General features: G+C 64.5%; 17 protein-coding genes and 1 pseudogene. 5 read left to right on the top strand and 13 right to left on the bottom strand.

All coding sequences use genetic code 11. The features are described from left to right. The first annotated feature begins 232 nt into the window (after positions 1 to 232). Positions 233 to 1717: a DHA2 family efflux MFS transporter permease subunit gene (locus Q0D52_RS01770; RefSeq protein ID WP_294379817.1), complete on the top strand. Its 1485-nt coding sequence runs from the start codon at positions 233 to 235 to the stop codon at positions 1715 to 1717. 355 nt (positions 1718 to 2072) lie between these two features. On the opposite strand, the gene Q0D52_RS01765 is transcribed toward Q0D52_RS01770, so the two are convergent. Further along, on the bottom strand, positions 2073 to 3296 hold the full coding sequence (locus tag Q0D52_RS01765) for an LL-diaminopimelate aminotransferase (protein ID WP_294379816.1): 1224 nt from the start codon (positions 3294 to 3296) through the stop codon (positions 2073 to 2075). A 269-nt stretch (positions 3297 to 3565) separates the two neighbouring features. Further along, the gene (locus Q0D52_RS01760; RefSeq protein ID WP_294379815.1) at positions 3566 to 4195 is read right to left on the bottom strand and encodes a flavodoxin family protein; all 630 of its coding nucleotides are present in this window, start codon (positions 4193 to 4195) and stop codon (positions 3566 to 3568) included. Positions 4196 to 4881: 686 nt separating this feature from the next. Between Q0D52_RS01760 and Q0D52_RS01755 the strand changes: the two genes are divergently transcribed. Further along, positions 4882 to 7638 (top strand): ATP-binding cassette domain-containing protein, encoded by a 2757-nt coding sequence (locus Q0D52_RS01755; RefSeq protein WP_294379814.1) that lies wholly within the window; start codon positions 4882 to 4884, stop codon positions 7636 to 7638. A gap of 4 nt (positions 7639 to 7642) precedes the next feature. Here the strand turns inward: Q0D52_RS01755 and Q0D52_RS01750 are convergent, their stop codons facing one another. Then, complete coding sequence (locus Q0D52_RS01750) at positions 7643 to 8773, bottom strand: SLC13 family permease (RefSeq protein WP_294379813.1); 1131 nt, start codon at positions 8771 to 8773, stop codon at positions 7643 to 7645. Between the two features lie 359 nt (positions 8774 to 9132). Here Q0D52_RS01750 and Q0D52_RS01745 point away from each other — a divergent pair, with 359 nt between their 5' ends. Then, positions 9133 to 10401 (top strand): MFS transporter, encoded by a 1269-nt coding sequence (locus tag Q0D52_RS01745; RefSeq protein ID WP_294379812.1) that lies wholly within the window; start codon positions 9133 to 9135, stop codon positions 10399 to 10401. A 98-nt stretch (positions 10402 to 10499) separates the two neighbouring features. Here the strand turns inward: Q0D52_RS01745 and Q0D52_RS01740 are convergent, their stop codons facing one another. The 6 genes and pseudogenes from Q0D52_RS01740 to Q0D52_RS01715 all read right to left on the bottom strand — a co-directional run. Then, a complete protein-coding gene (locus Q0D52_RS01740) occupies positions 10500 to 11621 on the bottom strand; it encodes a C39 family peptidase (protein WP_294379811.1) in 1122 nt (373 codons plus the stop codon). A gap of 387 nt (positions 11622 to 12008) precedes the next feature. Continuing rightward, a complete protein-coding gene (locus tag Q0D52_RS01735; RefSeq protein ID WP_294379810.1) occupies positions 12009 to 12482 on the bottom strand; it encodes a PaaI family thioesterase in 474 nt (157 codons plus the stop codon). A 125-nt stretch (positions 12483 to 12607) separates the two neighbouring features. Then, the gene (locus Q0D52_RS01730) at positions 12608 to 13036 is read right to left on the bottom strand and encodes a PaaI family thioesterase (RefSeq protein ID WP_294163498.1); all 429 of its coding nucleotides are present in this window, start codon (positions 13034 to 13036) and stop codon (positions 12608 to 12610) included. An 80-nt stretch (positions 13037 to 13116) separates the two neighbouring features. Then, the gene (locus Q0D52_RS01725) at positions 13117 to 14481 is read right to left on the bottom strand and encodes a lysylphosphatidylglycerol synthase transmembrane domain-containing protein (RefSeq protein ID WP_294379809.1); all 1365 of its coding nucleotides are present in this window, start codon (positions 14479 to 14481) and stop codon (positions 13117 to 13119) included. 8 nt (positions 14482 to 14489) lie between these two features. Continuing rightward, on the bottom strand, positions 14490 to 15689 hold the full coding sequence (locus tag Q0D52_RS01720; RefSeq protein WP_294379808.1) for an ATP-grasp domain-containing protein: 1200 nt from the start codon (positions 15687 to 15689) through the stop codon (positions 14490 to 14492). A gap of 277 nt (positions 15690 to 15966) precedes the next feature. After that, positions 15967 to 16527 (bottom strand): annotated as a pseudogene (locus tag Q0D52_RS01715) (DUF4143 domain-containing protein); the annotation flags it as partial. Positions 16528 to 16890: 363 nt separating this feature from the next. On the opposite strand from Q0D52_RS01715, the gene Q0D52_RS01710 reads away from it, so the two are divergent. Next, positions 16891 to 17382, top strand: a complete 492-nt coding sequence (locus Q0D52_RS01710) for a CrcB family protein (RefSeq protein ID WP_294379807.1) — start codon at positions 16891 to 16893, stop codon at positions 17380 to 17382. After that, on the top strand, positions 17379 to 17759 hold the full coding sequence (locus tag Q0D52_RS01705) for a CrcB family protein (protein ID WP_294379806.1): 381 nt from the start codon (positions 17379 to 17381) through the stop codon (positions 17757 to 17759). The genes Q0D52_RS01710 and Q0D52_RS01705 overlap by 4 nt, the downstream gene beginning before the upstream one ends. A 194-nt stretch (positions 17760 to 17953) precedes the next feature. Here the strand turns inward: Q0D52_RS01705 and Q0D52_RS01700 are convergent, their stop codons facing one another. The 4 genes from Q0D52_RS01700 to purN form a co-directional block, all read right to left on the bottom strand. Then, positions 17954 to 18853, bottom strand: coding sequence for a J domain-containing protein (locus Q0D52_RS01700; protein WP_294379805.1), 900 nt, complete (start codon positions 18851 to 18853; stop codon positions 17954 to 17956). Positions 18854 to 19193: 340 nt separating this feature from the next. Next, positions 19194 to 20837: a bifunctional phosphoribosylaminoimidazolecarboxamide formyltransferase/IMP cyclohydrolase gene (gene purH / locus Q0D52_RS01695; RefSeq protein ID WP_294379804.1), complete on the bottom strand. Its 1644-nt coding sequence runs from the start codon at positions 20835 to 20837 to the stop codon at positions 19194 to 19196. 114 nt (positions 20838 to 20951) lie between these two features. Then, entirely contained in the window at positions 20952 to 21944 is a 993-nt protein-coding gene (locus Q0D52_RS01690) for an XdhC family protein (RefSeq protein WP_294379803.1), read from the bottom strand. Next, entirely contained in the window at positions 21934 to 22548 is a 615-nt protein-coding gene (purN, locus tag Q0D52_RS01685) for a phosphoribosylglycinamide formyltransferase (protein WP_276667602.1), read from the bottom strand. The genes Q0D52_RS01690 and purN overlap by 11 nt, the downstream gene beginning before the upstream one ends. Between the last annotated feature and the right edge of the window lie 134 nt (positions 22549 to 22682).

Below are 22682 nucleotides of genomic sequence, written 5' to 3'. Positions count from 1 at the left end.
AAGCGCCTCCCCCCACGGGAGGCGCTTTTCGCTTCTCCACAATTTCAACGCTTACGAAACGAGGGTAGTTTCTGCTAGGCTAAAAGCAATTAGTGGTAGTCAGCAGCGCCCGCAAGCGGGGTCTGCAAAGGATGAAAGCTTCCTTTGCAGACCCCGCTTTTTTGTATTTCCGGGCCTGTTTCGCCTGTGCGGGCGCTGCGCAAAAGTCGGAAAGGAATGTACGGAAAACAGTATGCAAGGTTTTGATCCCCATAAGGCGCACATCGAGGTTGCGCATCCCTACCTGACCATGATGGGCCTGTATCTGGGCGGTTTCACGGGCATGTTCAGCGAGACGTCGCTTAACATCGCGCTTCCGCAGCTGACCGAGGCGTTCGGCGTCGACATGGCCGTCATGCAGTGGGTAGTCATCGGATATATGCTGGTCATCGGCATCGTGTTGCCTTTCGCCAGCCTACTCATGAAGTGGTTCAGCGTGCGCAAGCTCACGCTGTTCGCGCTGGGCGCGTTCTTCGTCGGCTCGTTGATCAGCGGATTCGCCCCTAGCTTCGAGGTGATGCTGGCGGGCCGCCTGGTGCAAGGCGTGGGCACGGGCCTGGTCCTGCCCATGATGTTCGCCGTGGTGCTTGAGGTGTTCCCACCGGTGAAGATCGGCGCTGCCATGGGCTTGACGGCGCTCATCATCATGTTCGCCCCCGCCATCGGCCCAACCCTCTCGGGCATTATCCTGGGTGCTCTGAGCTGGCGCTTCATCTTCTTCACCTTCGCCGTGGTGCTGGCCGTGGCCATGGTGTTCGCAGCGAGGTTCCTGGTGAGCCCCTACGAGCTGACGCGTCCGCGCGTCGATGCGCTCTCGTGCGTGCTCTCGTGCCTGGGATTCGGTGGCGTGGTGTTGGGCGCCGGGCTTGCCAGCCTGTACGGATGGACCAGCGTCGAAGTGGTGTCCGCACTGGTCATCGGCGCGGTCTGCATTGCCGCGTACGTGTATCGCCAGCTGCACATGGAGACTCCCGTGCTTGATGTGCGCGTATTCTGCCAGCAGGGCTACCGCGTGGGCGTGACGCTGGTGATGCTGAACTTCGGCATCACGCTTTCTGCCATGTATCTGTTGCCGCAATACATCCAAAGCGGCATGCTTTTGCCCGTTGCCATGACCGGCATGCTCATGCTGCCCGGCGGCATGGTGAATTGCATCGTGTCCGTGATCGCCGGCGGTCTGTACGACCGCATCGGCGCCCGCATCCCGGCGCGCGTCGGTTTCGCCCTGTCCATCGCCGGCACGGTGATGTTCCTGCTGGCGACGCCCGAAACGCCCATCGCGTATGTGGTTTGCGCTCACGTAATCCTGATGATCGGCGTGCCGCTGGCCATGTCGCCGAGCCAGACGAGCGCCCTGAACTCGCTGCCGCACAGCATGAACGCGGACGGCTCCACCATGATGAACACCCTGCAGCAGGTGCTCGGCGCCGTTGCCACCGCCGTCGCCACCAGCCTGTTGGGCATGGGCCAGGCGGCAAGCACGGAAGGCGGCGCGGTCGCGTTCACCAACGGCGTGCACTGGGGCTTCACGTTCACCCTGGTGCTTGCGGTTGCCGCGCTGGCGGTTTCCATGCTGCTGAAGAAGCGCAGCTATGCCGGCGATGACGCGCCCGCAGACGGCGCGCCGGCAAGCGCTCCGCAAGGCGACAGCGCAAAGGCCGCTGCCAAGGGTTGCTAGCAAAGAAAATCGAAAGCCCACGCGGACGTCGAACCCGCGTGGGCTGAGAGCGCAAAACCAATGAGGGATGCCGGCAAGAGAAGACAGAATTTAGTACAAATAATTCTCTGACGTTGCGTATTCCCCACCTGTGGCGTTTATGACGTAAATGATGACCAAATCAATCACTGTGCAGAAAATGCACAGTTTTAGGACTGTTTTCACGGCAGCAGCCTATACTCCGCCGTGCGGTCACCGACTTACACCGGTTAAACTCACACCGTCAATCATGTTCGCGCATACGAAGAAGGGGGCCTGCGGCCCCCTCTTCTTCGCGACTCCGCATGATGCGTCAACGGGCGGCAGCCCGCTGCCCCTACTCCGCCATGAGCTTCTGGATGCGCTCCATGGCCTCGACCGTGGCGTCGGCATCGCCGAAGGCGGTCAGGCGCACGTAGCCCTCGCCCGAGGGGCCGAAGCCTGCGCCCGGCGTGGTGATGATGTTCGCCTCGGTCAGCAGCTTGTCGAAGAACTCCCAGCTGCCCACGCCCTCAGGCGTCTTGCACCAGATATACGGGCTGTTCACAGCGCCGTACACGGTGAAGCCGGCGGCCTCGAGGCCTTCCTTGATCACGCGTGCGTTGTTGCGGTAGTAGGCCAGCGTCTCCTCGATCTGGCGCTCGCCTTCCTCGGTGTAGATGGCCGCGGCACCGCGCTGGATGATGTAGCTGGCGCCATTGAACTTCGTGCATTGGCGGCGGTTCCACATGGCGTTGAGGCTCTGGCCGTCGCGGACCAGCTCCTTGGGCACCACGGTGTAGCCGCAGCGCGCGCCGGTGAAGCCCGCCGTCTTGGAGAACGAGCGGAACTCGATGGCGCAGGTCTTGGCGCCTTCAACCTCGTAGATGGAATGCGGCACGCCCTCTTCGGTGATGAAGCGCTCGTAAGCGGCATCGAACATGATGATGGCGTCGTTGGCGTTGGCGTAATCAACCCACGCCTTCAGCTGCTCGGCGTTGAGCACCGTGCCGGTGGGGTTGTTCGGGCTGCATAGGTAGATGACGTCCGCGCGGCCCTCGGGCAGCGCTGGGCAAAAGCCGTTCTCGGCGGTGGTGGGCATGTACACGATGTTCGTCCAGCGCTCGGCGGCCTCGTCGTAGTCGCCAGCGCGGCCGGCCATGGCGTTGGAGTCCACGTACACGGGATACACCGGGTCGCACACGGCGACCACGTTGTCAATGTCCAGGATGTCGCCGATGTTGCCGCAGTCGGACTTAGCGCCGTCGGAGATGAAGATCTCGTCATCGGCGATGTCGACGCCGAGCGCGTGGAAGTCGCGCTTGGCGATGGCGGCGCGCAGGAAATCGTAGCCCTGCTCAGGGCCGTAGCCGTGGAAGGTCTCGGACTTCGCCATGTCCTCGACGGCGGCGTGCATGGCCTCGATGACGGCGGGGACGAGCGGGCGCGTGACGTCGCCGATGCCCATCTTGATGAGCTTCGCCTCGGGATGCGCCTCGGAATAAGCGGCGGTACGGCGGGCGATCTCGGAGAACAGATAGCTGCCGGGAAGTTTCTGGTAATTCGGGTTGACCTTAGCCACGAAGGGCCTCCTTGCACATTCGGTTTCCGCAAGCGGCGGCGCAGCCGCGACCGCCGCAGTTTCCATACGGGCCCATTTTGCAGCGGATTTCCCCGAGATTTCCGAAATGTAACGTAGGGATTCCCGGATTTAACACGGAAGCGCCGGCACAAGGCCGGCGCTTCACGAATGCGTCAAATAACGGTCTGGGAGCCGCGCGAACTAGCACATGCGGTTCGCGATCCGGCTGCGCGAGCTAGCGGATGCAGTTCATCATCTAGCCGCCCGAACTAGCGGATGTAGTTCGTCATCTGGCCGCGCTCGGCGACGGGGACGTCGATGCCCGCAGCCTTCCCGGCCTCGATGCACTTGAGCAGCCACGCCATGTTCTGCCCGATGTTGCGCATGGTCTGCAGGCCCTCCGCGTCCTGCGCGGCCTCGCCCGGCAGGCGCCCGTGCACGTTGTTCCAGTACGTGGACGACACGACGGGCATCTCGCAGAAGGTGAAGTACTTGTTCAGCACGTCGAACGACGCCGTGGTGCCGCCGCGGCGCGCAACGGCCACCGCCGCGCCGGGCTTATGGCGAAACGCCGCGCCGCCTGCGTAGAACGCGCGGTCGAGCGCGCACAGGATGCGGCCCGAGGGGTGCGCGTAGTACACCGGCGTGCCGAAGACGAAGCCGTCGACCTGCGCCGCTTTGGCGATCAGCTCGTTGACCACGTCGTTGTCGATGACGCACTTCCCGCCCAGCTCGGCGCACTTGCCGCAGGCGATGCAGTCGTTGACGGGCTTGTTGCCCAGCCACATGGTTTCCGTCTCAATGCCGTGCCCCTCAAGCGCGGCGGCAACCTCGGCGAGCGCAACCGACGTGTTGCCCTCCTGCCGCGAGCTGCCGTTGACCAGCAAAACTTTGCTCATAGGAATATCCTCTCGTCTGGATGACCCGGTAGATGTCGATCCCATTGTACAAGCGCCAACCACCCCCAACCAAACAAGCACACACCTCAGACACTTCGGGGACGTAGCGTTAACTGTCCGGGAAAGGGCACGGGGCGCGTCCCAAGGCGTCCCGCGTTCAGCAGATGCCTTACGTTCCCCCAGGATACTCCACACCCGTGCCCCGGCCAGAAGTCCCTTACCCAGGCGGCTCGGGGACCCGCACCCAAGAGGGCAGCTCGGACAGACTACCCGCAGCCCTTCCGCCCTCTCGCCTCAATGCTTCAGGGCGGACACTTCGGGGACGTAGCGCTAAGTGTCCGAAATTCGCGTACCCGCTTGCGCGATGACGATAGCCGGGATGCAAAAGAAATAGAGTTCTGGGCGGTTTCGCAGAAAAACAGGGCGGATTTTGACATGGTCCTGGAGTTCTGTGCGGTTTTTCGCCAGCTCCCCCGATGCGCGATGCGCCCGACCTGGGCAAACGCCGAGCCTCGAAGGCTCTTCAGGCAAATTCAGCCTGCAAAACCGCCCAGAAGATCCGGTACGCACGAACCAACACGCAACACCTCGCTGCGCATTTCCCAACCACCCCCGCTCACGTCCCGCGCCCCGGGCTCGCTTTATAATGAAGGGCAGCAACGCACCGTCGCCTGAAAGGCATCGCCATGAACCACCCGTCTGCCAACCGAACCAGCATCGCGCCTGCCAGCCCTACGCATATCGAGGTGCGCGGGGCGCGCGTGCATAACCTGCGGAACGTGAACGTCGACATCCCGTTGGGCCAGCTGGTGGGCGTGTGCGGCGTCTCGGGCAGCGGGAAAAGCTCGCTGGCCCTGGGCGTTTTGTACGCCGAAGGCTCGCGACGCTACCTGGAGGCGCTGTCCACGTACACGCGCCGCCGCATGGGGCAGGCCGCGCGCGCCGACGTCGACGAGGTGCGCTACGTCCCCGCCGCGCTGGCGCTGCATCAGCGCCCAGTCGTCCCCGGCGTACGCAGCACGTTCGGCACCATGTCCGAGCTGCTGAACAGCCTGCGCCTGCTGTTCAGCCGCGTGGGCAGCCACCCGTGCCCGCACTGCGGCGCCTACGCCCCGCCCTCCATGTCGGTGGCCGCCGAGCAGCCAATCACGTGCCCCACCTGCGGAAAGACCTTCTTCGGCCCCGGCGCGGAGGACCTTGCCTTCAACAGCGGCGGCGCCTGCCCCACGTGCGGCGGCACCGGCACCGTGCGGCGCGTGAACGAGGCGGCGCTGGTCCCCGACGAGAGCAAAACCATCAACGAGGGCGCGGTGCTTCCCTGGGGAAGCCTGATGTGGGACCTCATGAAGCAGGTGTGCGGCGAGATGGGCGTGCGCCTTGACGTGCCGTTTTCCCAGCTCACGCCCGAGGAGCGCGACATCGTCTTCCACGGCCCCGCCGAGAAAAAGCACATCCTGTACAAGGCGAAGAAGGGCGACAACTTCGCCGAGCTCGACTTCACCTACTACAACGCCGTCTACACGGTGGAGAACGCGCTGGCAAAGGCAAAAGACGAGAAGGGCCTGGCGCGCGTGGCCCGCTTCCTGACCGAAGGGCCGTGCCCGGATTGCGAGGGGACGCGCCTGTCGGCGGCGGCGCGCGGCCCGATCGTGCGCGGGATAAACCTGGCGAAGGCGTGCGAGATGACGCTCGACGAGGCTGTGACCTGGGTAGACGGCGTCCCGGAAACACTGGCGCCGGACCTGCGCCCCATGGCGGTCTCCATCTGCGAGTCGTTCCAGCATACGGCGCGACGGCTGCTTGAGCTGGGGCTGGGCTACCTGTCGCTCGACCGCGCGGGCTCCACGCTGTCCACCGGCGAACGCCAGCGCGTACAGCTGGCGCGCGCCGTGCGCAACCGCACCACCGGCGTGCTTTACGTGCTTGACGAGCCGTCGATCGGCCTGCACCCGGCCAACATCGACGGCCTACTCGGCGTCATGCGCGACCTGCTGGCCGACGGCAACTCGGTGGTGATGGTCGATCACGACACGCGCATCCTGGCCGCGGCGGACTACCTGGTGGAGATGGGCCCGGAAGCCGGAGCCGGCGGCGGGCACGTGGTCGCCTGCGGAACGCCAGCCGAGCTGCGGGCCGACAGCACCTCGCTGATCGGGAAATACTTGCCGGCGGCTGTCGAAGCGGGGAACGCCGCGACCGAGCTCGCGTATGCCCGTGAAATCGGCGCCCATTCGCAAGCAGAAACAAGAGCGGCCGCCTCAGCAGGCGAAACGACCCCGGCTTGCTGCGCGGACGCAGACGAGCCGCCAGCGGCGAGCACGGCAAGCACGGCGGAAAGCCATGGCGCCTCAACGGAGCAACCGAAGCTCGACCATGCGGCCGTATCGGCCGCAGCGGCCCCCGCAAGCGCAGCGGCCGCAAACCCCATGGCGAACGTGCGCCCCCGCCGCCCGGAGGGCCAGCTGTTCGACCATGGCACCATCCACCTGGAAACCAGCCCGCTGCACACCGTGCACGCGCTGTCGGTCGACCTGCCCGTCAACCGGTTAACAGCGGTCACCGGCGTGTCCGGAAGCGGCAAAACAACGCTGGTGCTCGAAGAGCTGATTCCTGCGCTGAACAGCGCAAACACAGGCGAAACCCTACCCGCCTGCGTGCGCGGGATCGACCCCGCCGGCATCATCCGCGCGCAGCTCATCGACGCAACGCCCATCGGCGCGAACGTGCGCTCGACTGTCGCCACCTACTGCGGCGTGCTCGACGACCTGCGGCGCGCATTCGCTCGCACCGAGGAGGCAAAAGCCGCGGGCCTGAAGGCGGGCGCCTTCTCCCACAACACCGGCAAGCTGCGCTGCCCCACCTGCGACGGCACCGGCCAGGTGTCGCTTGACGTGCAGTTCCTTCCCGATGTGGACGTCCCCTGCCCCGATTGCCGCGGCCGTCGCTACAGCGGCGACGCCGATGCCATCACCTGGAACGGCCACACGCTCGCGCAGCTCATGGCCATGAGCATCGACGAGGCGCTCGACGCATGCGCCAGCCTGAAGAAAGCGCACGCCATGCTGCAAACGCTGCATGACCTGGGGCTTGGCTATCTGACGCTCGGCGAGGCCACTCCGGCGCTTTCCGGCGGCGAGGCGCAGCGCCTGAAGCTGGCCAGCGAAATGGGCAAAGCCCAGGACGGGGCGCTGTTTGTGTTCGACGAGCCCACCATCGGCCTGCACCCGCGCGACGTGCGCACGCTGCTGAACGTGTTCCAGCACCTGGTGGAGCAAGGCGCCACCGTGGTGGTGATCGAGCACGACCTGGACTTCATCCGCAACGCCGACTACGTGGTGGACATGGGCCCGGGCGGCGGCCAAGCGGGCGGCCGCGTAGTGGCGCACGGAACCCCAGCGCAAATCGCCCAAAACCCCGCCAGCCTAACCGGCAGCTATCTATAAACCCTTACGCGACCCCCAAAACCGCAGCAAGCACAAGCAGCACCGCCAAGAACCCGACGTTCCAGGCCGTGAACACGAGCAGGTAGCGGCCGCGGATGCCGAGGCGTCCCACCATGACCGCCTTGAACGTGATGAGGCTTGCCATGGACGCGATGAGCGTGCCCAAACCGCCCAGGTTCGTGCCTACGATCAGCGCCTGCCACTGATCGGTGAACCCCGAAAGCAGCACCGCCGCCGGCACGTTGCTGATAACCTGGCTGCCCCCTACTGCGGCAAGCAGCGCGTTGCTGCCCACCGCCGCGGAAAGCGCCTCGTGAAGAACCGGAACGCGGCCCATGTTCCCCACGAACACGAACAGGGCCGCAAAAGTGGCCAACAGCCCCCAGTCAACGCGCCGCAACAGGCTTGCGTCCGAAAGGGAAACGCCCACCAGCACCAACGCCAGCAAAACGCGAACATCCAGCACGCCGGGCACCGCAGCCAAGCAGCACGCGAACAGCGCGCCATACATCGCCAACCGCTTACGCGAGCGGAAGGGGAAACCGGCGAACGTATCGACGCCGCCGGCGCCACGCACTTCCCCACCTCGGAAGCACAGCGCGCATGCAAGCGCCAGCATCGCGGCGGATGCAGCGGTATACGGCCCCATGAGCTGCAGAAACTCCCCAACGCCCATGCCCGAGGCCGTGAACAGGTACAGGTTCTGCGGGTTGCCCACGGGCGTGAACATGCTGCCCAGATTCGCCGCGATGGTCATGAGCGTGGCCACCAGGCACATGCGGCCCTCCATGCCTGCGCGGCGCAAAACCACCAAAGCCAGCGGCACGAACGTGATAAGGGCAACGTCATTGGTCACCGCCATGCTGGCGAAGAACGCAAGCCCGACCAGCACGCCAGCCACGGCGCGCTGCGTCCGGGCGCGCGCGACCAGCCACGCCCCCGCGGCATCCAAAACGCCAAGCGAGCGGAACCCCGCCACCACCGCCATCAGGCAGAACAGCAGCGCCAGCGTATGCCAATCAACATATGCGGCATATCCGGCATCAGGCGGCACAAGGGCGCACGACGCCAAGGCCGCCGCAACGGCAACGACCAGCACGGCCTCGCGCGCCGCAAAAGCCCGAGCCGCACGCACAGCCGACCGAAGCGATATGCTCCCGATTTCAATCACGAGGCAAAAGGGTAACACGTTGCCTTCGGGCGCATCGGGCAAATCTCCCGGCAAGCGCGAAGGCGAAGGGCAAAACCACCTAAGAACGCGAACGGAAACGCGCTCCGCAGTTTTGCCCAGCCTGAAACATGGTTCGCAACAGCACCCTTCCCGCTTCCCCGGCTTTTGCGGAAGCCTGGCGCTTCCGCAAAAGCCGGGCTCTTCCCGTCGCATTATCGCGATTCCGTCAGCTTTTCGCCGATTGAAACATGACCCCGTTATGCTAGATAACCGTACGCGCCAAGCGCGGTATGGCAATACCGTCCCGAAGGTGGTTCCCAAGCATGTTATTCGCCAAGATCAAGCAGCATTACGAAGCCGTGGTGGCGGTGTGCTGCTTCCTGATATTGTTCACGAACGTGGGCCTGCCCTCCACGTCGTTTTCCGTGTACCAGCCCTACCTGGTCGACCTGCCGGGCGTCGGGCATTCGGGCGGGTCGATCATCGTGTCGGTGCGCACGTTCGTGTCGCTTCTGGCAATGCTCGTGGTCGGTCGCTACTACGACCTGGTCGATTGCCGCATCGGCGCGTTCCTGGCAACGCTGTGCGTCAGCGCCGGTTTCGCGCTGTACCCCATCGCCGGCAGCAACTTCGGCATGCTGTGCGGCGCCTCGGCGCTGACGGGCCTGGGCTACGGCTTCGGCGGCATGATCGCCTCGACCATGCTGATCAACCGGTGGTTCCGGGCGAACGTGGCAACCGTGGCCGGCGTCGCCGCGGTGGGCTCGGGCGTGGCGGCCATCGTCATCCCGAACGCGGCGGTTGCCCTCATCAGCGCCTTCGACCTGCAAACCGCGTTCAGGGCAGAAGCGGCGTTGGCCCTGATTATCGGCGTGATGGTGTTCGCCCTGCTGCGAAACGACCCGCGCGACATGGGCCTGACCCCTTACGAGGGAAGCCCGAAGGCGGTGCAACGCAAGCAGGAGAAAAGCGCCCAGCAGCTTGAGCGCGCAAGGAAGCGCCACGTCAACCGCGACCTTTCCCCGCGCACCATGCCGCTTCTGTTCCTAGCCATGATCATCATCGGCTGCGTGTCGGTGGGCGGCGGCAACTACCTGGCCGTGCTGTTCACCTCCGAGGGATTCTCCGCCGAGCGCGCCGCCACGCTCGTAGCCGTCAACGGCGCATGCTTGACGGTGGCGAAGCTGGTCAGCGGCATGGCGTTCGACCGCTTCGGCACCAAGCGCGGGTCGGCGGTCTTTTTCGCCCTGTACATCGCCGGCACGGCGGTGCTGTGCCTGTCGGATATGGGCAACACCGGGCTTGCCGGGCTGGGCGTGCTGATGTTCGGCATCGGCATGTCGCTGGGCACCGTGGGCATTTCGGTATGGTCCATCGAGCTGGCGCCGCGCGGCAAGGAGACGCGCACCATCAAGAACTTCCAGGTGTGCTACGCGCTGGGCGGGTTCATCTTCACGTTTCTTCCGGGCTTTTTGACCGAAGCGTTCGGCACCTACCTGGTTTCGTACGCAGCGCTGCTGGCTATGCTGGTTGTGGCAGCCATCATCGTAATCGGCGTCTACGCAGCCACCGACAAACGAACGAACGCGTAAGGCGACGAACCCGGACGCTAACCCTACGTCCCCGACGTGTCCGTGACGGATCAGGGACGTAGGGTTAAGCGTCCGAAACGCTCTCGGCGCGGGGCGCCTTACGCAATCGCCAGCGCCATGGAGCCGCATTGCTCGTAGAGGTACTTGAACCAGTCGTAGTTGACGGTCACGTAGCCCTGCGTGGGGTCCATGATGCACGCCCGGTGGCCTTCCACACCCAGCAGCACTACGCAATGCTCCAGGTCATAGAAGGAATTCGCCTCCAGGGGCTCATCGAAGCACGGGTCCTCGAAGTCGAGCGTGGTCCACACGAGCACCGGGGTTCCAGACGATGCCTTGCTAGCAAGCTCATCGAAATCGGTGCCGGTGAGGTTGGCGAAACGCTCGCTTGCGCCCGCTTCCTCCAGGTAGGCGTTACCGGCCGTCAGGATGGCGGGCGGCATGCCCTCGCCCGCCCAGTACGGGTCGCCCCAGAACGCCGAAGCGTAATCGTCGCCCTCCACGTCGAAGGGCAGCTGGTTCGCCACGATGGAATCGGGGTCGGCATCGTGGCCCATGGCCTGCAGCACCGCGGCAAGCGAATACACCTCGCAGCCCGCCGGCATGCTGGGGTACTGGAACAGCTCGGGGACATTTGCGCTCGTACCGCTCAAACCGGTGAAGTCGACCACCTGCATCACATTTGCGCGGCCGAAACCTTCCATGGGCTCCTGGCCCATCGCGCCCAAGGCGTCGCGGCGATTGCGGGAGAACCCCTCGGCGTCGTCAGGGCGCATACCGGGAGCAACGGATTCCGCAGCTTCGGCATCTTGGGGCTGCTGCACGTCCATCCCGTCGTCAGCAGCGTACGCCGTCTCCATCGCCTGGGATTCCAAGGCGTCCTGTGCCGCGCCCCGATCGTCGCCATCGTTTGCGCCAGCGTGGCCATGAGCCGCAAAAACGCCGGCGATCACGACGACGGCAAGCACAACAGCCGCTACCGCGAGCGTACGCCTGCGCCCAAACCAGCTGCTACCGCCGATCACCGACCCGCCGCCCCTGATGAACGCGCCATTATGCGCAACGCGGGAAGCGCCCTCGCTATGACGCGCCTCGTCACGAGAGCGAACAGGGCGCGGAACCGTCACGCGCGCATGGTGCGCCGACGGCGAAGCTTGCCGCGCATGACGGCCTTGCGAAGGCGTATGCTTGTCGATATGAGTGTCGATAGGTTCTCCCATCACCACGTTCTTCCTAAATTTGCGCGCACGCAAAAGCGTACGGTTTACGTTCGTTTTCGAACATGGTAAACGCCGCAGCTGAAGCATTCCTGAAAACCAAAACCTTGCTGCAGCTTCGCCACATTTGGGAAACGATAGTATCAGGAAGAATCGACAGGGGCCGTTCTGCAACGGGGGCGCCCGGGCAAAACCCGGACACTTAGTGCTACGTCCCCGAAGCGTCCGACCCAAAAACGTCCGGCAGAGCCATCGTTCGCAACGCCATCGATCCGCGCCGCAATGCAAAAAAGGCGCCGCTTGCCCAATGGACAAGCGGCGCCTTCAACAACAGTGCAAAGCTGACCGAAACTCGCACAGCTCGGCCTGGCGCGCAGGGCAACCGCAGAGCTATTCCCCGAACAGCTCCAAGGCTTCCTTCACGATAGGGTCATCGGGCTTGATGTCGGCGACGTTGTGCATGGTGCACGTTGCCGTCAAGCACACTTTGCCCGCTTCGTTTTTCACCACCACTTCGGCAACGCACGAAGAGCGCCCGAAATGCACGTTGCTGGCCTCGAGCACCAGCTTCTCCCCGATGGCGACGCCGCGCACGAAGTTCACGTTAGCGCACTGGGTGACGGCGTGCTTGCCATACGACCAGGTGATAGTGGAGCCGACCACGTCGATGATGGCCATGAGAAAGCCGCCGAACGTGCCGCCGCCGGTGTTCGTGGCGTTCTCGGGCACCGTCACCGTGCTGCGCGTGAAGCCCGGCTCGATGAGCTCGGGGCTCATGTCGTTGATGAACGCGCGATTGCGCTCGTACAGCATGCGCAGGCTGATGCGGACGTAGTCCTTCATGGGTCCTTCGGGTGCCGTCATTGCCGCCTCCTTCGTTTTGTGCGCCCGCAAAAGCGCATCGGCGCCGCGTGCGAACGCGATGGGATCCCTGCCGCTTCGCCGCAAAACGCGGCGCGAGGGCAACCTCAGCAGCAGGGGGTTAGCGCTTACGCCTTGTGCTCTGCGGCCAGCTTGCGCTGCTTCTCGGCGAAATGCTCCTTCGTCACGATCTTCGTGATGAACGTGCCCTCCGAGATGGTGTCGCCAAGCTCGTCGGTGGCGATGACGTGCCAGAACTGCTTGCGCCCGCCGTACGAAGGCTCCTCGCGCTCAAGCTCGGCGACGCCGGTGATGACGCCGTCTTTGCGCGCCTTCTTGTGGCGGATGGTGGTTTCCAGGCCGAAGATGAGCTCCTTGTCGAAGTCCGTCAACTCCTCGGCCGCGCGCGATGCGCACGATTCCAGCAGCGCGATGGTGGCGCCGCCGTGCAAGAACCCATGCGGCTGGTAGATTTCCGGACGCACGGGCATGCGCATTTCCACGCGGTTCTTCTCAACGCTGATGGTGGTGATGCCGAGGGTGTCGAGCAACGTCATAAGCTTCCTCCTGATAACGAAACGGGGCCGCACACAAGCGCGGCCCCCAACCTGAACTTGGTTTGTGAATAAGTATACGGTTACGAAGAACCCTCTTCGCCGGGCAAATCATCGGGCATGTCCGCCGCATGCGCCGCCTGCGCGCCAGCCGCCGGCTCAAAAGGCACGGTAGGCTGGTCCTGCGTGCTCGCAATCCGGACAGAGGGCTCGGTTCGCTCCGCTTCCGCAGATGAACCGCCTTCAGCAAAAGGCACCGTCCGGGCAGCGGACGCAGGCGCTTCGCCCGCCGGCTGCGCACCGGCAGCACCCGCCATGCGCGAACGCAGCGCGGCCGCGCGCTTGAAGCGCGCCTCATCGGCACGCGCCTCTTCCTGCAGGCGCGCCGCAGTAGCCGCAGTACCTGCGACGGCTCCCATATCCTGGTCGTACGCCGCCTGCTTCACGTCGCCCTTAAACGCCTTCGTGGTGTTGATCAGCACGGCGCCGATGATGAACGGCATCCAGAACACGATGCCGCGATACACCAGGCCGATTGCCGTGCCGGCCGCCGCCGACTCGCCGAAGCTGGTAAACGCCACCACGACAGCAGCCTCGACCACGCCCACGCCCTGCGGCGTGACCGAGATCATAGCGAACAGCGTGGCCACCACATAGCCGCACACCAGCGCCGGCGCCGTGTCGACGCCGAACCCGATGCCCACCAGCGCGAAGCACGAAAGCTCGCACAAGCTGGCGATCAGCGAGCACCCGTACGCCTGCAGCGTGGGTTTGGGGCTGTGGCCGATCATGCCGGCGGCCTCGGAAAACGCCTGTGCGATGCGCTCTGCCCACGGCTCAAGCGGCTTTTTGCGCACGCGCGCAACCACCTTGCGGCTCACGCGTTCGGCGGGCCGCAAAAGGCGCATAAGCAAAGCGGGCTTTTTGTGGGCAAGGATAAGCAGCGCCACCATGGTTCCCACCAGGCACAACACCACCATGCCCATAAGGAACCACACAGGCGACAGCCCCACCGTGACGGCCAAGAAGATGAACGCGCACACCATGAGCGTGGAGAACGCGCCGTCGATGGTGATCTGCATAAGCAACGCCGCACCCGTGGCCTTGCCGGCGGGGATGCCGCGCCGTCGCGCGTCGTCGACCACCAACGTGGTGCCCGCCAGGTTCATGGACGGCGCGATGGTGTTCATGAAAAACGTGCCGAAGACCAGCGGCAACGTGGATTTCGGCTCCATGCGCTCGCCCACGGCGGCGAAACTGCGCGAATAGGCGAAGCTTTGCGCGAAGTACTTCCCCAGCTGCGTGAGGATGGCCGCGACCAGCGGCAGGGGGCTCCCCTGCTTCATGGTCTCGCCCAGTTCGACCAGCTGGTCGCCGCGCAAAAACACCACCGCAAGCACGATGATGAGCACCACGCCCATGAAAAGGTTCTTGACGTTAAATTTCATGCAGCCGCCTAACGTTGGCCCGCGGTGTCGTTACAGCTCAAAAACTCGCGCAAATCGGTGTGCATCAGGAAATCGAGCTCGGCCTTGCCGCGTTCGTCAAGGTCGGTTTCCACGAACAGGAAACCGTAGCAGCCGAACGTGGGCACGTCGAACTCGCGCAGCTCCAAAACCCTATCGAAGCGCTCGGAGAAGGCCGGGTAATCGAACTCCTCGGCTCCCGTCACGCCCTCCGGCGGATTGAGCAGCGACATGGTATACACATGATCGCCCGCACATGCGAACGCCGCGTCGTAATCGGGCAGCGTGTCGGTCAAAAACGCCTCATACGTGCGGAAGCCATACGCGTGCTGAGCAACGTCGGTGCCGCCCAGGCCGGCGAATCGCAAGGGATTGAACTCGATAGGGCGAATGGCGCCGCTACCCTGCTCGTCCACGCGCACCTCAACGTGCACGGGGAAGTTTCGCGCTCCCACCAGGGCGTTCACGCGCGAAAGCCACTCCTCGAAGACGGGCGCCTTCTCGCGCACAATGGCCGCTGAGGTGGTGTACATGCGATCGGACGTGTCGTCGGGACCGGCAAAATCATGGCGCAGCACGTTGAGCACGTGCGCCGCGCCCTGCTCGTCGAAAAACGCATCCAGGGCATATTCCTGCCCCGTGATGAACTGCTCCAGGATGAAATCGTTGCCGGCAACCACGCTATCGGGATACATATCCGCCCAAGCAGCCGCGTTCGACGCGAAATCGGCCAGCGCCTCGTCCCAATCAGCACGGCAGCGCACCGTGTGCACGCCCATGCTGCAGAACCCGCGGGCGGGCTTCACCACGAACGGCATATGCGACTCAAGCTCGGCGAAATCGAGTTTCCCCAGCTCATCGGCCGTGCATGCGCGGAAGAAGAAGTCCTCGTCCATCTGCGCCAGAAGCTCGCGCATGGCGACCTTGTCCTTGAACACGGTGATGGCATGCGTAAGACCGGGATTGTCCGCATGCGAGCAGATCCACTCGAGCGTATTCTCGGAATTGGTATACACGCGCTCGCCCGCGGAAAGACGCGAAGCAGCCTCAGCCTGATCGACCAGGTGCAACGCCCTCCCGGACGCAAAAGCCGTGCGCTCGGAAAACGCATTGCGAAGCACGGGGTGTTGCGAGGACTCAAGCCATTCCAACAATTGCGGCGAAGCATACGGTTCGTCAAGGATGACCATGGCAGACCCCTTTCGGCACTCGCTCAGCGCGCCCGGCGCGCACTACTTAAGCGAATAGTATACCCCCGCCGCGCAGCAAAAACGCCGCCTAGCGCATCCCTGCGTCAAACCCTCAGCAAGGGGTGGTTGAAAAAGCAACTGTTTTTCACAAGAGAGATAATTCGGAAGGGGCTGCGGTGGAAATCCTGGACCAAAAGAGCACCAGGCTTTCAACCGCAGTCCCTTACTAAAACGTAGTCTTGACTACACACAAGTGCCTGCTGAAAGCCAGCCAGTCCTACGGCTTTAAGGCGGTGATGGAGAACACGTAGATGTCATGCTCAGCGTCGTAGCGGCAGAAGGGCGAGGTTGCGGTGACAACGGCCGAGAACGCAGGCTTCGGATTGCGCGCGGCAGGGTTCGCCGCGACTTTCTGACGCAAGCGCTCAATGTTCCTGATGCCGTCGGGTACCTTGGTCTCGCCGAGTTTGACTTCCAGAGCCGCCCAGCGACCGTCGCGCAGCTCGATGATGGCGTCGACCTCCAGACCGTCGGAGTCGCCGTAGTAGCGCAACGACCCCGGGTGGGCTCCGGGCATGCAGGCGACGTAGGCCCGCAGGTCGTGAATGCACAACGACTCGAAGAGCAGCCCGAAGGTTTGCCCATCGGACAACAGGCGCTCAGGGCCCATGCCAAGCGCAGCGGCAGGGATGGAAGGGTCGGCGAAGTAGCGCTTGGGCTTGGTGCGCAAGCGCGACTTCGCGCGTACGGGCGCATCCCAGCCGTGCAGGCTCTCGATTACGTACATGCTCTCGAGCATGTCAAGATAGGACGTCACGGTAGAGGCAGCCGGCGTAGGCGTTCGTCTACGAGACGCGGATGATACGTTTTGAGCCTCTCCGTGCTATAAGCTACCATGGTCGAACATTCCTCTCTGACATGGGCATACTATATTTTCGAGGATTGTCGTACTCGATTTTCGAGGAAAGTGACACTCTGTTTTCGAGGAATCCAATCAGTGATTTTCGAGAATTTGAAGAAGCACTGCGCCCCATAACCCGTGGCCGCAAAAGCACCCGGACAGACAAGCAAATCAAGCTCGTCAACACATTTCACAACGCCATCGTTACCATAAAAGCCGCGATACCCAGCGAACAGCCCGCCCCTTGCAGGCGGCGGTATACTGCTGCTCAGCAAGCTCGATTCGGACAAGGGGGCATCAGTGCACGGCAATATCCCAGATGCGGTGGATCATGCGCTGCGCAGCCCTCGCTCCTTGGCGCCGTTGGTGCTGCTCATGGGCTTTTTGGGCGCCACGGCGCGCTATACCCTGGAGATGCTCCTGCCCGCGCAATACGGCTTCCCCGTCGCCACGCTTGCGGTGAACATATTCGGTTGTTTCACGTTGGAGATCGTCAATCAATTCGTCGCGCGCCGCACGAACCTGCCGGCGCCGTTGGTGAAGTCGATGGGCATCGGGCTTATCGGAGCGTTCACCACCATCGCCGCGCTTTCCACTGAGAACCTGGCGCTTTTGCAGCAGGGGCGTTACGGGATGTTCGCGCTGTATCTGGGCATCACCGTGTTCGCCACGTTCGGAGCCGCCTACGCGGGAAAGCGTCTTGCCGACGCCATGGGCCCGCGCTATAGCGCGCATCATCAGGTTGAGACGCCGCAGGCAGATTCCCCGCAAAACGGGGGCGATGCGCGATGAGCCCGCTGACGTTGGTCATGGTGGGCCTAGGCGGAGCAGCCGGCGCGCTGTGCCGCCACAGGGCGCTTTCGTTCATGAAACCTCGCTCGAACAGCTGGTTTCCCTGGCCCACGCTGCTGGTGAACCTTGCATCGTGCACCGTCGCCGGCGCGGCGCTTGCAGGGGCCGCCGCGCTTGGGCAAACCGCCTACATAGCGCTGACCATGGGGTTTCTGGGCGGATTCTCCACGCTGTCCACCATGAACTGCGAGGCCGTCGATATGGCCACGGAGGGACATCGCGGAGAAGCGGCCGCATACCTGGTAATCACCTACGGCTCGACCCTAGGCGCCGCCGCACTGGGATTCGCTCTAGCGCACGCCGTTCTAGGAGTCTAAGCAGGCCTGCCGCTCTTCCAGTCGCGCAAACCGCACGCTTTGCACGAACGCAAAAGCGGCGCAGCGCGAGCTCAATCGCCCACGCTACGCCAACCGCAAACCCGCAAACCCGCAAAGCACCGCCAACGAAAAGCGCGCAAACCCGACGCTATACCGCAAGCCCGCGCAGACCCGCAGGCCCGCCGCGTCTTTCCCTATAACCCCACCTTCGCCGCCTGATAGGTGCGGATGCGGTCGCGGAGGTTCTGCACGTCGAACAGCACCGACACCAAGAACGCCACGGTGAGCGGCGCGCCCACGAAGCCGTTTCGCGGCGCCAGCATGAAGATGAGCGGCGCACCGAAGATCATGATGGGCACCAGCAGCATGACCAGCAGGCTGCCCATGCGCTTGTACAAGCCGTAGATGATGGACGCCATCACGTACAGGAACAGGCCCGTTGCCGCGGAGCCGGCGATGGAGAGCACCGCAAGCGCCACCACCTTGGCGGCAACCATGAGCGCCTCGTCGCGCAGGCCCTTCTTCGCGCGGGCGAACACCTCTTCGCCGGTCTGCTGCTGCGCGCGTGCGGCGCGAAACGGCGCGAATGGGTCGAAGGGGTCGTATTCCACGGTGAAGCCGCCGAACGGCCACTCGGCACCGCCGGTGCGCTGACCTGCGCCATTCTGCCCCGAACCCGGGCGCTGCGAGCCCGCGGCGCCGCTGAAGATGTCGTCCCAACTGGTCCACACGTACGTAGTCTGACCTTGGGCCCCTTCGCCGAACGGCCAGCCGGCGAACGGATCGAACGGGTTGCCCTGACCGGACGCGCCGCCTTGCCCCGCCGAACCCGTCGGGTGCGCATAAGGATTGCCCGCGTACGGACGCGGGTCGCGGCGCGGGTCGAACTCGGGCGACCAGCTGCGGTTGATCAGCACGTCGCGCGCTTCGTTGATTTGCTTGGTAAGCTCCTCGGCCTCGGCGTGCTCCTTCGAGTCCAAGGGGAACTTGTCGGGATGATGGGCGATGACGAGCTTGCGATGAGCCTTCTTAATCTCATCGTCGCTAGCCCCATCGGCCAAGCCCAGTATTTTGAGTGCTTCTGATTTCTTCATAACGCCGACTATACGGGACGATTCCCGCCGCACAACCGCAACGCCGGGGATGTCACGCATTCGTCAGAAAAACCCGGCGCGAAAACCGCACGGACTCACCGAAATCAGCGCAAAAGGAAGCGGCCCGCCGAAAAGGCGGACCGCTCGCAGGTTTCGCTCCCCTACGCCCTTGTAGGCACAGCGGACGCAAACGATGCCGGCGACTCAAACGGCACAGGCGGCGCGGGCGGCGCAAGCGCACCCGCCAACGCGGGCGCGCCAACGCGGCCGCAAGCGCGACGCACGCATCACGCGCACGCGCACCAAACGGCACACCCGCCCCACTCGCCGGCTTCGCAAACTAGTGGCGGAAGTGGCGATGGCCGGTGAATACCATGGCGATGCCGTGCTCGTTGCACGCCTGGATGGACTCCTCGTCGCGCACGGAGCCGCCGGGCTGGATGATGGCAGTGATGCCCCACTCGGCCAGCGTGTCCACGTTGTCGCGGAACGGGAAGAACGCGTCGGAGGCGCACACCAGGCCCTTGGGCTCCACGCCCATGCGCTCGCACGCCTCATGGGCGCGCTTGCAGGCCAAAAGCGCGCTGTCCACGCGGTTGGGCTGGCCCGGGCCCATGCCGATGCCGGCATGGTCGCGCGACACCAGGATGGCGTTGGACTTCACGCCCTTGCACACGCGCCATGCGAACATGAGCTCGTGCATCTCGGCGTCCGTGGGCTTGCGGTCGGTGGGAACGGTGAAGGTTGCCGGATCCTCGGAGACGTGGTCGACGTCCTGCACCAGCACGCCGCCGTCGACGGAACGGACCTCGACGGCAGCCGGGGCGTCGATGCCGCCGGTGCGCAGCACGCGCAGGTTCTTCTTCTGCTGCAGAAGTTCAAGCGCAGCGGACTCGTACTCGGGGGCGATGAGCACCTCGACGAACTGCTTGTTCTCGTTGATGTGCTCGACCATCTCCAGCGTGACCTGGCGGTTCGCCGCGATGATGCCGCCGAAGGCGCTCTTCGGGTCGCAGGCGAAGGCCTTGTCGTAGGCCTCGGTGATGTTCTCGGCCGTGGCGGAGCCGCAGGGGTTCTGGTGCTTCAGGATGATGACCGCCGGCTCGTCGAGCTCGCGCACGAGCGACCAGCACGCGTCGGTGTCCAGGATGTTGTTGTAGGACAGCTCCTTGCCGTTGAGCTGCTGGGCGTTGACCAGGCTGTGCTCATGGGCGAACTCGTCCACGCGGTAGAAGACGGCCTGCTGATGCGGGTTCTCGCCGTAGCGCAGGTCCTGCTGCTTCTGCATGTACAGGGCGCACTCGGGCGGGAACTCGCCCTGGGCCTCGATGCCCTCCTCGCAGCCGCAGCCGCAGCCCTCGCCGTGCTCGTGCGGATGCGCGGCCTGGACCTGGTCGAACAGGAAGTCGGCGATGGCGCCGTCGTAGGCGTTGGTGGTCTCGAACACCTCAAGCGCCAGCTCCATGCGGGTCTCGCGCGTGGTGGCGCCGCCGTTGGAGCGCATCTCGTCGAGGATGCCGTCATAGGTCTCGGGGTCGGTGACCACGGTGACGCTCTCGAAGTTCTTCGCGGCGCTGCGCAGCATGGAGGGGCCGCCGATGTCGATGTTCTCGATGCAGGTGCCGAAGTCCGCGCCGGACTCGACCGTCTTTTCGAACGCGTACAGATTCACGACCACCATGTCGATCATCTGGATGCCGTGCTCTGCCGCCTCGGCCATGTGCTTGGCGTTGTCGCGCTTGGCCAGCAGGCCGCCGTGCACCATGGGATGCAGGGTCTTCACGCGGCCGTCCATCATCTCGGGGAACTTCGTCACCTCGTCGATGGGCGTGACCGGCACGCCGGCCTCCGCGATGACGCGGGCGGTGCCGCCCGTGGAGATGATCTCCGCGCCGAATTCGTCATGCAGCGCGCGGGCGAACTCGACGACGCCCGTCTTGTCCGTCACCGAGATGAGTACGCGCTTGACCTTCGGATCTGCCACTTGCTCTCTCCTTACCTTGAACCGTTCCTTGTAAGTCCGTTCCTTATCGCAAAGCGGGGCTTTGCGCCGAAGCGCCGCCCGCAAGATGCCTGTTTCGGGGTTGCCTGCCGGGCCCTAACGGCCCAGGCTTTCCTCGTGGCGCGCCCGCGCCTCGGGGCTGTAGCGCTGCGTATATCGTACATCGACCAGCTCAGCCACGATGGAGATAGCCAATTCCGCCGGGGTTTTGGCACCGAATTTCAGGCCGATGGGCCGCTTGATGCGTTCCCAGTCCGCCTCGGAGGCGCCGCGGGCCAGCACCAGGTCGTGCACGGTGGAGTTCTTCCCCTTGCAGCCCATCATGCCGACGTAGTGCACGTTGTGCTTGACGGCCCACACGCAGCCCTCGGGGTCGAACATGTGGCCGCGCGTGAGCACGCACACGTAGTCGCTGGGCGCGGGGGTGAGTTTGTCCAGCTCGTCGAAGTTGCCGCCGTCGAGCAGCACGCGCTCGGCGTCGGGGAAGCGCTCGGGCGAGAGGTACGCCGGGTCGTAGTCGACCGCGGTGACGACGAAGCCCACGTGCGCGGCCAGCGCGCTGACCTCGGCCGCGGCGTCGGAGGCGCCGAGCAACCACACGCGCACCTGGTCGAACAGCGGCACGGAAAGCCAGGTCAGGCCATCGAACTGCTCGTTGTGCATGCCGGGGCCGCGCGTGATGTCCTTCATCTGGAACACGTCGCGCGGGCTAGGCGTGCGCGCGGAGACGACCTCCTTCGCGTCGTTGCAGAAGAACACCATGCCGGCGCCGTCGGCAGAGCCCGTGTCGCCGTACTTCTTCGTGACCTCGTTGTCGGTGTTGGCCTGCGCGGCGGCGGGGTCGAACACCACCTTGAAGCCCAGCCACGCCAGGTCGCCCTCGGCCATGGCGCGAGCGGCGCGCTCGAAGGTAGGCGCGTCGGCGGCGGTGAGGGCTGCGGAAAGTTTCCCCAGGTCGTCGGGCGAAACGTGCATGTTGCCCTTCAGCGCCTCGGCGGAAAAGCACGGGAAGTCGGCGGGAGAAAGCTCCACCGCGCGGCCCGCGCGCAGATCGGTGGCGATGCCCGCCAACGTTTCCTTACTCAGCAAGATGCACCTTGCCCTCCGCATCGACGCTCACGCGGCCGGCGGCCAGCCAGCCCAGCACACGCGGGTACAGCTCGTGTTCCACCTGGTGGATGTGGGCTTCCAGGGTTTCAAGCGTGTCGCCCTCGGCCACGCGCACCGGCTCCTGGGCCACGATGGGGCCCTTGTCGTAGTCCTCGTTGGCGAAGTGAACAGTGACGCCCGTGACCTTCACGCCGGCGTTGAACGCATCGGCGATGGCGTGCGCGCCCTTGAACGAGGGCAAAAGCGCCGGATGCAGGTTGAGCACGCGGTTGGGGAAGGCATTGAGCATGACGGGCGTGACCTTGCGCATGTAGCCGGCCATGACCACGTATTGCGCGCCGGCTTCCTGCAGCGCGGCCACGATCTGCGCGTCGGCAGCCTCGGGGTCGGCGTACTTTTCGCGGTTCATGACCAGCACGGGGATGCCGGCGGCGTTCGCGCGCTCGATGCCGTACGCATCGGGACGCGACGCGACCACCTTCACCACCTCGACGGGCAGGCCCTTCGCCGCCTCATCAAGAATGGCCTGGAAATTCGTGCCGCTGCCGGAGAGCAGCACGCCGATCTTCAACTTTTCGGACACGAGACAGCCTTTCATCAAGCGGTGCCCAACCAGCCCCGCGATTCGCACTATGCAACCAGTATACGTGCAGGCAGCAAGGCGGAAGCCCCGCTCTCGGCAAGCGCCATCAAGTATTCAAGTGGAAAGAGAAAGGG

The organism is uncultured Senegalimassilia sp. (assembly GCF_934630535.1).
Classification (GTDB): domain Bacteria; phylum Actinomycetota; class Coriobacteriia; order Coriobacteriales; family Eggerthellaceae; genus Senegalimassilia.
The sequence above is the reverse complement of the archived record's forward strand: the minus strand, read 5'-3'. Positions and strand labels throughout refer to the sequence as shown.